Source organism: Paenibacillus mesotrionivorans (assembly GCF_046098205.1).
In the GTDB taxonomy this organism is placed as follows: Bacteria; Bacillota; Bacilli; order Paenibacillales; family NBRC-103111; genus Paenibacillus_AR; species Paenibacillus_AR mesotrionivorans.
Genome location: NZ_JBJURJ010000007.1, coordinates 162,679 through 175,656 on the forward strand (window position 1 = coordinate 162,679; position 12,978 = coordinate 175,656).

Annotated in this window: 13 protein-coding genes; 10 read left to right on the forward strand and 3 right to left on the reverse strand. The window is 41.3% G+C overall.

All coding sequences use genetic code 11. From position 1 onward, the window contains the following. Positions 1–79: 79 nt before the first annotated feature. The 3 genes from ACI1P1_RS12360 (at position 80) to ACI1P1_RS12370 (ending at position 2,535) form a co-directional block, all read left to right on the forward strand. Positions 80–934 carry an S-layer homology domain-containing protein gene (locus ACI1P1_RS12360; protein WP_416216697.1) on the forward strand — a complete coding sequence of 285 codons (855 nt, stop codon included), beginning with the start codon at positions 80–82 and terminating at the stop codon, positions 932–934. Positions 935–1,047: 113 nt separating this feature from the next. Next, positions 1,048–1,464, forward strand: coding sequence for a winged helix-turn-helix transcriptional regulator (locus ACI1P1_RS12365; protein WP_416216698.1), 417 nt, complete (start codon positions 1,048–1,050; stop codon positions 1,462–1,464). A gap of 33 nt (positions 1,465–1,497) precedes the next feature. After that, entirely contained in the window at positions 1,498–2,535 is a 1,038-nt protein-coding gene (locus ACI1P1_RS12370; protein WP_416216699.1) for a DUF4238 domain-containing protein, read from the forward strand. Positions 2,536–2,683: 148 nt separating this feature from the next. Here ACI1P1_RS12370 and ACI1P1_RS12375 read toward each other — a convergent pair whose 3' ends face one another. After that, on the reverse strand, positions 2,684–3,679 hold the full coding sequence (locus ACI1P1_RS12375) for an HNH endonuclease (protein WP_416216700.1): 996 nt from the start codon (positions 3,677–3,679) through the stop codon (positions 2,684–2,686). Between the two features lie 140 nt (positions 3,680–3,819). Here ACI1P1_RS12375 and ACI1P1_RS12380 point away from each other — a divergent pair, with 140 nt between their 5' ends. From ACI1P1_RS12380 to ACI1P1_RS12405, 6 genes are all read left to right on the forward strand, one after another. Next, positions 3,820–4,434 (forward strand): DUF4145 domain-containing protein, encoded by a 615-nt coding sequence (locus tag ACI1P1_RS12380; RefSeq protein ID WP_416216701.1) that lies wholly within the window; start codon positions 3,820–3,822, stop codon positions 4,432–4,434. Between the two features lie 536 nt (positions 4,435–4,970). Further along, the gene (locus tag ACI1P1_RS12385) at positions 4,971–6,275 is read left to right on the forward strand and encodes an SIR2 family protein (RefSeq protein WP_416216702.1); all 1,305 of its coding nucleotides are present in this window, start codon (positions 4,971–4,973) and stop codon (positions 6,273–6,275) included. Further along, positions 6,272–7,060, forward strand: coding sequence for a helicase HerA domain-containing protein (locus tag ACI1P1_RS12390; RefSeq protein ID WP_416216703.1), 789 nt, complete (start codon positions 6,272–6,274; stop codon positions 7,058–7,060). The genes ACI1P1_RS12385 and ACI1P1_RS12390 overlap by 4 nt, the downstream gene beginning before the upstream one ends. Further along, positions 7,009–8,382, forward strand: a complete 1,374-nt coding sequence (locus tag ACI1P1_RS12395; protein WP_416216704.1) for an ATP-binding protein — start codon at positions 7,009–7,011, stop codon at positions 8,380–8,382. Before ACI1P1_RS12390 ends, ACI1P1_RS12395 begins: the two co-directional genes overlap by 52 nt. A 146-nt stretch (positions 8,383–8,528) precedes the next feature. Beyond that, entirely contained in the window at positions 8,529–9,380 is an 852-nt protein-coding gene (locus ACI1P1_RS12400; protein WP_416216705.1) for a ParA family protein, read from the forward strand. Between the two features lie 3 nt (positions 9,381–9,383). Continuing rightward, entirely contained in the window at positions 9,384–9,896 is a 513-nt protein-coding gene (locus tag ACI1P1_RS12405) for a hypothetical protein (RefSeq protein ID WP_416216706.1), read from the forward strand. Between the two features lie 404 nt (positions 9,897–10,300). Here the strand turns inward: ACI1P1_RS12405 and ACI1P1_RS12410 are convergent, their stop codons facing one another. Both ACI1P1_RS12410 and ACI1P1_RS12415 read right to left on the reverse strand, forming a co-directional pair. Further along, complete coding sequence (locus tag ACI1P1_RS12410; protein WP_416216707.1) at positions 10,301–11,524, reverse strand: Ger(x)C family spore germination protein; 1,224 nt, start codon at positions 11,522–11,524, stop codon at positions 10,301–10,303. A gap of 290 nt (positions 11,525–11,814) precedes the next feature. After that, positions 11,815–12,123 (reverse strand): hypothetical protein, encoded by a 309-nt coding sequence (locus tag ACI1P1_RS12415; protein ID WP_416216859.1) that lies wholly within the window; start codon positions 12,121–12,123, stop codon positions 11,815–11,817. Between ACI1P1_RS12415 and ACI1P1_RS12420 the strand changes: the two genes are divergently transcribed. After that, complete coding sequence (locus ACI1P1_RS12420; RefSeq protein ID WP_416216708.1) at positions 12,026–12,955, forward strand: TrkH family potassium uptake protein; 930 nt, start codon at positions 12,026–12,028, stop codon at positions 12,953–12,955. The genes ACI1P1_RS12415 and ACI1P1_RS12420 overlap by 98 nt on opposite strands. Positions 12,956–12,978 lie beyond the last annotated feature (23 nt).

Genomic DNA, 12,978 nt, shown 5'->3' on the forward strand with positions numbered 1-12,978 from the left:
AGCGTCATTTCAGTCTTGACGGGCGTTTGTTATCGCCGACACTTTCCCATTCCCCAGCCCGTTGGCAACAAGGGAGGAAATGACAACAGCCGTAGTTAGATTACTTGGATATTCATTGGTCGATTCTAAACTAGCCTATGTAGACCGATTCAAAGATAAAGATGAAATTTGGACAGGGTTCATACCGTATGTTTCCATAGCAGTCGAAAAGGGTATTATTAGTGGCTATAAGGACAACACATTCAGACCCAAGATACCCGTTTCCCGTGCAGAAGCGGCATATATAATCTGGAAAGCATATGGTGAAGGGGCTAAGCTCCAAGCTTATGAACCATCAGGAGTTAACCCGCAGGTTAAAAAGTTTGAAGGGGATTGGAATACAATAGGCTCAGATGAACTATCCATTGCTCTTTCCTTTGCAGACTCGTCCAACGGCAGCATCACATTTTTTTCGGAGGGCGAAGGCATTACAAGACCATTTACTTATTTCCAAAACAAAACAGATAGTATAGTCATTCACTTGGAGGAAAATGAGAAAACGACTAATATGATTTTAGCGCTTCAAGATGATAATACAGTGAATTTGGAAGTGGTTTTGGGCGACACCTACACCTTAAAAAGGGTAACAGCTAATGGTGATAGTACAAACAGTGCGGCGGAGAACCCATTAGACTTAAAAGCGTTTGAGGGTGAGTGGTGGGATAAAGATAAAGTGTTCGGCTTTGAAATAAAAGCTACTGGACCAGACAGTGGAACAATAGAGTATATTGACCGATTCTCCATAACAGAGCTTTTTACCGTCGTATCTTCCAACGCCAAGAGTATTGTCATTCAGATTGGAGACAGTAAGAAGGTAGTCTCACTTACGTTGTTTAGTCAAGATACGCTGATGTACATTGATGGTATGTTTACATTTGATATGTCTCGAAAATGATGACGAAGCGCCTATGAGGCGCTTTTTTAATGCATATGAGGAGGATATTTTTATGTTTATGTCGAATATTTTCCAAAATAAGAGAAGTTAAATATTACTAGGTTTGGGGTGGTATGGTGTCGGATGAATACGAATTAGAAAAGCTAAAGGCTAATTTAGTATATCTAATGGATGCATATATGTCTGTCATGGAAATACTAGAAAATTGCAAGGATGAACATGGAGTCAGTTATATATCCCAACCTGAAATTGCAAGAAGATTAGGGGTATCTCAAACTGCCATTGCAAAACGTTTTAAAAACTTAATCAGATTCGGCTCAGTGAAGAAAATAGGGTATAAGAACGCCTATATGCTGATAAATAAGGATATCTTAAAAAACACACCGCTAGGGTTACTGGCTAAACTAATGATTGAGCTAGAGAAAGATCCAGATATTAGGATTGACTACTATAAACAAGCGGAGCTAATGAAGGTTTCATATCGGGATGTGCAGATTGCTTGGGGTTATCTTACCTTTGTAACATCATAGATTATATGTGCTAATCGTTAGGGGGTGATATTCATGAATGCTCGCAAGAACCACCATTATGTATCTCAATCCTACCTGAAAGCATGGAGTAACAATCATCATAAAGTTTGGGCGTATCGTGTTCTAGTCTCACACCAATCGGTCCCAGAATGGACACAATCATCTATAAAAAGTATAGCTAATCATCAGAACTTGTTTACCAGGAGTATGGAAGGTCAAGATTCAGATGAAATTGAGATATGGATGGATCAGCAAATAGAGACACCAGCGCAGATCGCCTTATTAAAAGCTCGTTCTGGTGAACAATTAGACCAACATGATTTGCATAAGCTGTTGCGATTCGTTGCTCTTCACAGTATACGATCTCCTGCTTTTTACATGGAAAATATGCCTCGCTGGCAATTAGAAATGCCTACATTACTTAATGATGTGTTGCAGTCCACTGTTGAGAAATTGCAGCAATCTGAGGGTATAGGCAGTTCTCAAGTTAGTGATATTCATGGTGATTCCTTATTGATTCCATTGAAGGTTTCAAAGGAAATAAGCGAGGAGTCTGAATGGGGGCATTTAAAGGCAGAGTTGCTCTTAGGGCGTGGTATTTGGCTTTTTACTATTCGTCATATTCTTTCAAGTACTTACCAGGTTCTGACCGAGCATACATGGAGCATACTTGAAGCTCCTAAGGGGTTGGAATGGCTAACAAGTGACAATCCAACGATAAGACTTAATTATTATGATACAGATTCGTATGATTTTAAAGGAGGATGGGGGAATAAAGGTTCAGAGGTCGTCTTCCCTCTATCTCCAAGATTTCTATTATATACACAAGTTGGTAATCATGAAAATATAAGTGGAATTGCTCCAAGAGAACTGTATATCATGTTGAATCGGTTTATCGTAGAGAATGCACATCGCTATATCTTTGCGTCTAATTCTGTAAAGGATGTTAGCAAAATCAGACCGCGGAATGTAAATAAAGAAATTTTTGACCAAGAGAAACAAGAGTGGGAGAGTTGGCATGCACGACAAAAAGAACTGGAGCAGGAGTATCAAAAGAATAAAGAGGGATAAGCTATGAAACTTGAGGAATGTTACTTCTGGTATTATACACAACAAATAGAAAATGAGGGATATCCTCATTAGGAGCTGCTTGAGATACCTATCACATCAGATATATGAGTCTAAGATATACCTGGAGTCAACAACATAACTTTTCACCTCAAAGATCTTTGGATCTGGACAATGGTTCAATAGAATGAACGTGTGGATTGAAGAAATGTCCTGACTCATTTACTTCTATGTTTGCGTCTGGGTTAAGAATAACTAGATAAGTAAACATGTTGTTAATGGAGACCTGAGACATTAGTAAGCTTGGATATTGTTTGTGCTTCTCTATTGTCACAATATGACCTGATCTTCGTAGTCCTTCAGTTGGCTCATCTCCCAAAATTGCCCTCTCCACCAATGAAACAATTTGATATTCTGGAAGTTCACCCAGTCTTACATACCTTCTTATTGCATCGAATTCTTCAAGGAGCGCTAATTTACTCCCATTAAGATAGGTAAAGTAATTGAATGCGATTTTAGCAATTGCTCGGTAGATAACTGTATCAATTGTACCTTGCATTTGGAATAGACCAGTATCTGACTCATTCCTTCCAGACCTATCGCCTTCCACTTTGAAAGAAATTCCTTGCATTGCTAATCTCTCAGTAGCTAACTCTATATCACATTCTAATAAAGTTATGCTTCCAGCCGAATTAAGGTCCACACCAAGCTTCATGAGTTCTTCTTTTGTCGGGATTTCATAGAGCAGAAAAAATAGCCATTCCTGAGTGTCACCTTGTAAAAAGCCTATCTGATTTCTTGCCAACATCATTACAACTTCATTTTTTTCGCTGGAGTACTCTCTGTATGTTATAGCTCCCTTTAATGGTCCTTCTGCTACTCTAAATCTTAACCGTGCTTGTTTGCCAGTGCCTTTGTATTCCTTAGCCTGTTTTATTCCATGATTGAACCTAAGCATACCTTCATACGAATCTCGTGCTAATGGAAGTTCGAGGGTGTTACCGTAGTACTGATTGCACTCATCACACACAGTATCTATGAGTGTGAAGTTATTTTCAAACAGACCAAAGGCTTGTGGTAGGACATGTTCTCTTTTCGTAAAAGCTGATTTAGGTTTTTCTTCTAGGCAATAGATGCATCTGCTCATGATCTATCCTCTCCCTGCTCACAGTAAGACGACTTATTATACGGATAATGCCTGATCTTATGAATTTCAGATTATAGCCCATCTTTAATATAACAGAAGGGGAAATACTGAAAAAGATCTTCTAGGTAGGAGTGATCACAATGTTAATAGATTGTCCATTCTGTGATGTTACAATTGACGCCCACGAAAGAGGGACGGTTACTCGTCAAGACGAACAAATTCCTCATCACACGACTCACTTATTAGAATGTCCTCGATGCGGTGAACCCATTGTGGCGGGTCAGGATTTGGTCCACCTATATCTTGATGTAATGGATTGGACTATTGCTAAACGCCTTTGGCCCTCACCTCAAAAGTATTCTACAACAGGATTGCCTAACATTGTATCGACTTCCATTGAGGAAGCAGAGAAATGTTACAAGGGTAAAGCTTATATAGCTTGTGCTGTAATGTGTGGAAGAGCCATCGAGGCAATCTGCAAAGATAATCAAACAAAGAGCAGCAATATAGCTGCTGGATTAAAGGAACTATTGGAGAAGCAAATAATCGACAGTAAGATTTATCAATGGGCTGAAGCACTTCGCTTACACAGAAACATAGGTGCTCATGCTAATGACGAGGTTATCTCTAAGGAAGATGCACAGGATTTGCTTGATTTTACCAAAGCTATTTGCGATTACATCTATCTATTAACAGAGAAGTTCAAAACTTTCATGGAACGTAAGCAAAGTCTAAAAGACAACCACCAATTATAAGGTAATTATAAACATGCTTAGTTATACATAAAGGAGGATTTTATGCATTACCTTAAGTCCAAAAGGGAGCAGGTGATATTAGTGAAGGTCTCCAAGATTACATTTCAAAAATAAAAAGGGAAATTCATAGAAGAATAAGAACTGGTCAGTGGGAGAAACATAGTTAGAAGGATTGCCCTCGACTTTAACCTGCATTTAGCTCTTTGATCTCCATTTAGAGTTATAACCCTGTGCGTCCTTCACTCAAGACAAATTAATGAAGATTGATGGCGCTTTTACATATCATACGTCTCGAAAATAATTTGAAGCGCCTACGTGGCGCTTTTTGTTTTTGGAGGGCATTTTGTATTGGCACAAATGGCATGTTGCATGTTTAAAAAATCAGAAATATTTGAAAATAGGTCATATTACCTAATTGCTTTTTCATTTTCCAAAAAGCAGGAGAATAGTTGTGATTAGTCGAAATGTGGTACCAATCCCTTATCTTATTGTATTCGAGAAAAACTTACTGATAAACAATTGGAGGACACATTTATATGGCCACAGATTGGGCATCAAATATGTATCGTGTGGGCTCAGAATGCAAGGGGTTTGAAGGAAGCTTATCGGAAGAGGATATTAAAGAAGCACGATCCCAAATCGAACCATGGTTGTCTGCTCTATTTCAAAGCGAGCATCTTGCTCTGCTATTGGGAAGTGGATTTACATCGTCTATTGGTTACCTCACCAAATCGAGTGCAACTGGAATGGGGAGAGTTCAGTCGTTTGGTTGTAAATACGAGGCTGAGCTAAATGCTTATGCAGAGAGTTCTGCTAAAGCTTGCGGGCGTGGTACGGCAAATATTGAAGATCAAATTCGGACAGCACTTGCCTTAATAGAGGGGTTAAAAATCATTCAGGATACTGAACTCCCAAATTGGGAGGAAGCACTAAAAAGAATATTCACAGACTTTATCAGTAGCTTACTAGAGACAGAGCAGGGAATAAACGAGAAAATTACAGAAGGTTCGACTGATGGTCAACTTGCTCAAAGTATTCTTATTTCATTTCTGATGAGCTTTGCAAGCAGGACAGCAACAAGAGAGCGCTTGAATATTTTTACAACAAATTATGACAGGTTAATTGAATATGCATGTGACCTCATTGGCCTACGAGTTGTTGACCGATTTGTAGGGACACTTACTCCAATTTTCCGATCATCCCGAATCGATATAGATATGCATTATAATCCTCCAGGAATAAGAGGGGAGCCCCGATATCTGGAGGGAGTTGTTAAATTGACAAAATTACACGGTTCTTTGGATTGGCACTATGCTGACAAGGTGCTACAAAAATGGCCAGTTCCCTTCGGAGCGCCCCCTAAATACTTTTATGACGTTGATGATCCTATCAAAAAAGTCATGATATACCCAAACCCAGCTAAAGACGTGGAAACTCTTCAGTATCCTTATGCTGAGTTATTCCGAGATTTTTCCGCTGCACTGTGTCGTCCTAATTCTGCAATCATTACATACGGTTATGGATTTGGAGATGACCACATTAACCGCGTTATAGCTGATATGCTGACCATTCCGTCTACTCACCTAGTTATCATTTCATTCGACACTGCTGGAGGCAGAATTCCTAAGTTTGTTGAAAAAGTTGGGCGGGATGCCCAAATATCATTACTGATTGGTAACCATTTTGGGGACATCAGTAATTTAGTCAAACATTATTTACCCAAATCTGCTATTGATACTATTACTATGAGGAAATCTGAGTTGCTTGCTAAAAGGGCGGTGTCTCAACAAGCCACAAGCCATACTGATAACAAAGCAGACGAAAGGGAATCAACCCTATGACAACTCCAATAGAAGGATTGTCCTCATTAGTAGTTGGGACCGTTGAATCTGTTTCGCCTCGAGAATTTAAAGTTATTTTGGATGCAGATGCCCCACAAACTACTGCTATGAATGCTGGAATACCAAGAGGTTGTCCAAGGATCAATGGATACATACTTATTCCGAATGAGCAAGGAGCCGTAGTTGGATTGATTTCATGGATAGGAATAGAGCGTTCCATGTATCCTAAAAGAACGGGTTTAAAGGATTTTGGACTCATTGACTTACCGTTCCCAACGAGAAAGTTATGTATAGTGCCCTTTGGAACACTTTGTAGAACAAATGAAAGTATTGAATCCTATGAACTTCGCCGCGGCATATCCATATTCCCTTCTGTGGGGGATAAGGTGTGTATTCCCACAGTAAAGCAGCTTAGATCAATAGTTGAGGCGAGTGGGACTAACAAACGTGTTATCATCGGAAAGGCTCCTTTAGCAGAGAATGTCCCTGTAAGTATTGATCCTGACAAAATATTTGGTAGGCATCTGGCTATACTAGGGAACACTGGTAGCGGTAAGTCTTGTTCTGTCGCTGGGATTGTACGCTGGTCTTTAGAAGCAGCTAACAAGAGTAAGAAAGAGCTAATGGAAAAAGGAATAGTATCTGGGAGTATTGGCTCCCCAGCTACTGTTAGCGCTAATGCCCGTTTTATTATCCTTGACCCGAATGGTGAGTACTCAAAACGTTTTCTGATATGGGTGCCCGTGTATTTAAATTACAGCCTGACATTGTTGCTGAACAATTGAAGGTACCAGCTTGGTTATGGAACAGCCATGAGTGGGGTGCCTTTTCAAGAGCCTCCTCTCAAGTACAGAGACCTATTCTTTCACAAGCTTTAAAAGGAATTCGTGAGGGTTTATCAATTAGTGATCCATTAGAGAGAAAGCTGATAAGAGTCTTTAAGGGAAGGTACTTGCAACTAGGTACGGTTATTGGACAAGGACCGCTTGGATATTCAGGCTTCCCTGCGCGGCAGAATTGTGGTCAAATGCTCGAGAACATCCTTAATGAGAGCGAACATTACTTTCAAGAGGTAAGCATGTTAGGCGTATCAAGCATTTGGGAAATGGGACTAAACGCCTTGAAGGAAAAATGCAAAGAAATCATAGGAGTCTATAAAAAGAAAGAGTACTTTAGTGATTTTAGTGAACCAGTGCTGTTACAAATTCATTCACTTATCTCCAACTTCCTGGAATCAGTTCAAGCAGAAGCCACAGTACTAGTTAGTGGGGTTGATGCAGATTCCCCTGTTCCGTTTAGCATTGGAGATTTTCCAAATTATTTAGAGGCGGTTGCAGCGGAAGCGGGAGGGGGCACTGCAACCAATATTCAATACTTAATAATGAGAATTAGGACTATGCTTAGTGATCGAAGGTTTAACCAAGTAGTTACACCACCAACTGACCCTACTTTTGAAGAATGGCTAGAAACTTATGTTGGTAAAGATCAAGCTCAGAATGGGCCAGTAGCAGTTATCGATTTGTCGTTAGTACCCTCAGATTTACTTCATGTCATTGCTGCGGTTATTTCGAGAATAGTATTCGAAGCAGTGCAGAGGTATAAAAAGCTTAATGCTGGCAAGGAGTTGCCGACAGTGCTTGTGCTTGAAGAGGCGCATACCTTTATTAAGAGGGATATTGCAGATGATCAGTCATCAGCCGCGAGCATTGAGTGTAGAAAGATATTTGAGAAGATAGCCAGAGAAGGACGCAAATTTGGTTTAGGGCTTGTACTCTCCTCTCAACGGCCTTCTGAATTATCTCCAACTGTCTTATCTCAATGCAATACCTTTCTTTTGCACCGCATTGTTAATGACAGGGACCAAGAGCTTGTAGGTAAACTTGTACCTGACAATCTTGGGGGACTACTGTGTGAACTTCCGAGCTTACCTGCTGGAGAGGCAATTCTAATGGGATGGGCTTCTCCGATTCCCGTTCTTGTAAAAATGAAGGAATTGCCTGCTGAGAACAGACCCGAATCCTCTGATCCCCAGTATTGGGACGTGTGGGTAGGATGTGAGGAACGCAAACTTGATTGGACTGGCCTTGTGGAGGACTGGAGACAGTAAAAGTTGGAAGTTGGACTTAAAGTATTAAACCACTTGTCTATGGAAATTTCATAAGGCTTTATAACTAGTCCAGCGGCAGAAACCGCCAGTCTAGTCTGTACTATATAGATTGTTTATAGGTTATAATAATAAGGAGGAGATTTGAAATGGCAACTTGTGTCTCTCTGATTAACATGAAGGGTGGCGTTGGTAAGACAACACTAACCTTTAATTTAGCTTGGTATGCCGCATATCGAAGGAAGCTAAAGGTACTTGTTGTTGATCTAGATCCTCAAGCTAATGCAAGTCAATATTTAATGGGAGCAGAAGCTTATAAAAAATACCACGATGAAAACCGACCGACTGTCTTTCATATTTTTGAGCAGTTTACCCCATCAGGTTTTGGGGGGACAATGTCTCCGTCAATATTGGATCCACGTACAGTAATATACCCAGTAAAAAAATTTAATAATGGAGGACACATAGATTTAGTGCCTTCCCGTTTAGAATTATCATGGACTTTAAAAAATCCAACCAACAAGGACCATTTACTGGCACGTTTCTTAGCGGGAGTACAAAAGGATTACAACTTGATACTAATAGATTGTGCACCTACTGAATCCATTTTGACTACTGCTGTTTATAGGGCCAGCAGATTCGTAGTTATTCCAGTAAAGCCAGAGTTCCTTGCATCTATTGGTCTACCGTTGCTTGTGCGCTCGTTAGAACTCTTCAAACAATCATTTGGAGATCAAGAGATAGATATCGCGGGTATTGTTTTTAACGATGCTGACCCCACTTTAACTTTCGGAGAACACAACATTCATCGTGAGGACGTTCGTCAATATGCATCAAAGCAAGGATGGCACGTATTTGAGAATGAAGTTAGACATTCCAACTCATATCCAAAGGGCGCACGAACAAAACAGCCTATCTTTCTAACAGATTATGCTCGTTCACAAGTTATAAATGAATTTAAAGCATTTGGGGACGAATTCCTGAAAAGGGTGGGATTCTAAAGTATGAGCTCAAAGCAAGAACTTTTATTAGATTTGCTGAAGATTAAGGTTAGATATTCCGAAAGAGATATGATTGATGTATTGAATATACTCCAAGATGAACCCCAAAACGAGCACTTAAGTAAGGTACTCCAATTGATTGCTCAACTTAACAATACTCCTTCGAAAAGGGGAAGGGGGAATACACCAAAAGAAAGTAAGTTTGATCTTCTCAAAGAATCTGATCCCCAACACTATACTACATTGCATGATTTTCAGATGAAGCTTATAAATCGGCAGGTACTTAACGAGCCAAGAGAACTTAAAAGGCTTACTGCAGAATTGGGCCTTAAAGAATCTACATCAAGAAAAAGGGGACAGACGATTCGTCTAATCATAGAAGTACTGGCAGCTATGTCGCCTGAAGAGGCAAACCAACTAATAGAGCAATATTCGCTTCGCGTGGAGGATAATGTAAGTCAGTTTGGGCTAATTGCTGATGCTATATTACAAAGACCAGCAGATTCGAATGAATGAGTTCATTTGTTGTTGTTTTTAAAATACGATATTTTTCGTGAAAATTGTTTACGGGGCGTCGCTCGGGTGACATCAAAACTGTGACTACACCCGTAGAAGCCTATGTGGCGTTGCCTTCGGACAGGGGTTCAGCCCGCGCGGACCGGAGCGTAAGCGCAGGGAGCACGGCATCTCAATCTACCGCTAAGGTTGTCCTCGCAGATTAGGCTTCGTCAGCAACTTAAATCAAGATTGAGATACTCCCCTCGGCTCCACTTCCCTGTCCGAAAATATCGGACAGGACCAAGAAAGACACATTCTCTAATAACAGAGATATGTGTCTTTTTTTGATTTACACAACCAGTAAATGGATCCGTGCCAGCTATGTCAGATGCGAAGCGTTCAAACCGATATCCGTATTCATCCTATTGATCCTTTTTAAGCAACTTGTTATAACCTTTATTACTTAAACCAACCTTTTTCATATGGACTTTTGCTTTTACCTTCAAATTAATTTTTGGCAGGACGTTGATGTTATCATCCTCCATCTGCTTCCATTGTGTTGGGAATTTTCTATATATCACGTCGGAGATTCCCGCGACATCTGCGTCTGACTTCAAAATGGCAGTCCAGGCTTTGCTGCAGAGGGACTCCACTTCTTTTGCCAGACTTTTCTCCATGTTATCAATAATCTCCGGATCTAATAAATTTTCGGAACACCCTGTTTCATCCAACCACCCTTTAATTTTGATAGAGGCTGTCACCTCATATTTACCTTCCGTTTGTTTAATGGAAATGGTGGTCTTGGAATGGGATACCATATAATTCGAGTCCTTGGCTGCGCTCTTCTCCGGATTGCAGGCAAAAGAAATACTGGAATAGTTGACCTTATCCCTTAAGAAGGAAACGCCCAGTGCTTCATTTTCACTCATCCATCCAACAAGTTTATTATGTTTGATTATGGCAGCCCGTTTTAATCTTAACTTGGAGGGAACAGTAGTTTGATGCAACTGGTCGAGGTTGGTGACTTCTTTCCCTCCGGAAATCGTAATTTCCGGGACGAGTACGCTGTGAGAGGGACTGAGTTGGTGTTTAATTAAATCATACATTCTGACGTATGGAATTTTGGATAAATATTGCTGCTGCTTCTCCAGAATTCGTTCCATCCCGATGCCTGGGATGGGCTGCACGCTGAGAAGCTGCTCCAGTATGGATCTTCCGTCTCCGGAAGCAATCAGAACATTTACCGTTTCCCGGGAGTCTGAATTGCGGAGGTAAAGATCGATCATTTGATTGATTCCCGCTTTGGCCGCGTCTTCCCCAATGATCAGCACCCGGTTATGCCCGAAATAAAGCTTTCGGGAAGCCTCCAGATAGCTTTTGGAAACAGCATCCTTAATCGTGACTCCTTCTGTGGAATACACTTCGATAGGTACGTGGCCATTTGACCGGCCGACAGTTCCTGCGGCTGCGGGAATAGCGGAGGGAACTACGACCTGAAAGGAAATCACCCATTTTCCTTCTTTATTGATATCCATGGAAGATGCAGATGTAATAGATAATTCGTTCAATTCCATCCGGTCCCAACAGCCGCTCAACAGTATAGAGGTCAGGATTATTGTAATCATCAAGATTCTTTTCTTGAGCATAGGAGCGCCCCTTGATTTTCGGGTTGTTCATTTCCAGCGATTAGGGTTATTCTTCGTAAAGGCGATGGGAACTATTCCATAAGGATGAAATCAAAAAGCCAACAACGTCTGAGCGGGACCGTTGTTGGCTATTCCGGTTTACAGGTTTTCAGCTGAGCTAGAAACACCAGGAGTCCAGGATAAAGATTCTCCGAGCCCTTTCCTAACCATACCCAATGCCCCCAAGTATCAAGCAAACAGAGTTTGGCCCCATACGGGGAAAGTGGTTACTCATGAATCTTATGGCAGTCCTAAAGAAATTGCCCACAAGCCGCGGCTCTTTCTTTAAACTCAGATGATCGGTATAATTGGGAAACGGACACAATTTCGAAATCAATTGCCCAGGAGTCCATACCATGTTTACTAAAAAAGTATTCCATTAAAACCTTTACACTCAGTTCCTCCAGAATTATTCTGACAGGTTTTGCCGCTCTCATCTTAATCGGCTCCATCTTGCTGGCCTTGCCGGTTTCATCAAAAGGGGACAGCATTTCCTGGCTGGATGCCTTGTTCACCTCCACCTCCGCCGTTTGTGTTACAGGATTGGCAGTAGTGGACACCGGCTCCGACTTCTCCATATTTGGACAAGTGGTCTTGATGATACTCATTCAAATCGGCGGTTTGGGTTTTATGACCTTCGGTGTGATGATTGCAGTGGTGATGGGAAAGAAGATCGGGCTTAAGGAACGGCTGCTTATTCAGGAATCGGCCAATTCGCTGGCTACTCAAGGGGTAGTCAGGCTTTCCTTTAGTATTTTTCTGATTGCCTTCATTGTGGAAATTCTGGGTGCCCTCTTTCTGACACTTCGTTGGGCTTTTCATCTGGGGATAAAAAATGCCATGTATTATGGAATCTTTCATTCCATATCTGCTTTTAATAATGCGGGGTTCGGATTGTGGCCGGATAATTTAAGCTGTTACGTTGGCGATCCATTAGTGAATGTGGTGATTACCGTTTTATTTATTACCGGGGGAATCGGTTTTACAGTCATTCTCGATGTGTTTCGAAAACGCAGCCGGAAGCGGCTTGCCCTACATTCCAAGCTGGTGTTAGTAACCTCCGGAGTGCTTTGTTTGCTGGGATTCCTCGGTATTTTCCTGATCGAACTGTTTAACACTACTACCTTCGGGCCCTTAAGCTGGTCAGAGAGATTATGGGCTTCTTACTTCCAGGGAGTCGTCACCCGGACGGCGGGGTTCAATACCATTGACATTGCGCGGATGCTGCCCGCTTCCCAATTTTTCATGATCATCCTGATGTTTATTGGGGCCTCTCCGGGTTCCACAGGCGGGGGAATCAAAACCAGCACGTTTATGGTGTTGGCTCTTACCATAGCTGCTATCGTCAAAGGCCAACGAGATACAGAGCTGATGGGGCGTAGAATCCCCTAAGGCATCATCCTGCGGTCTCTGGC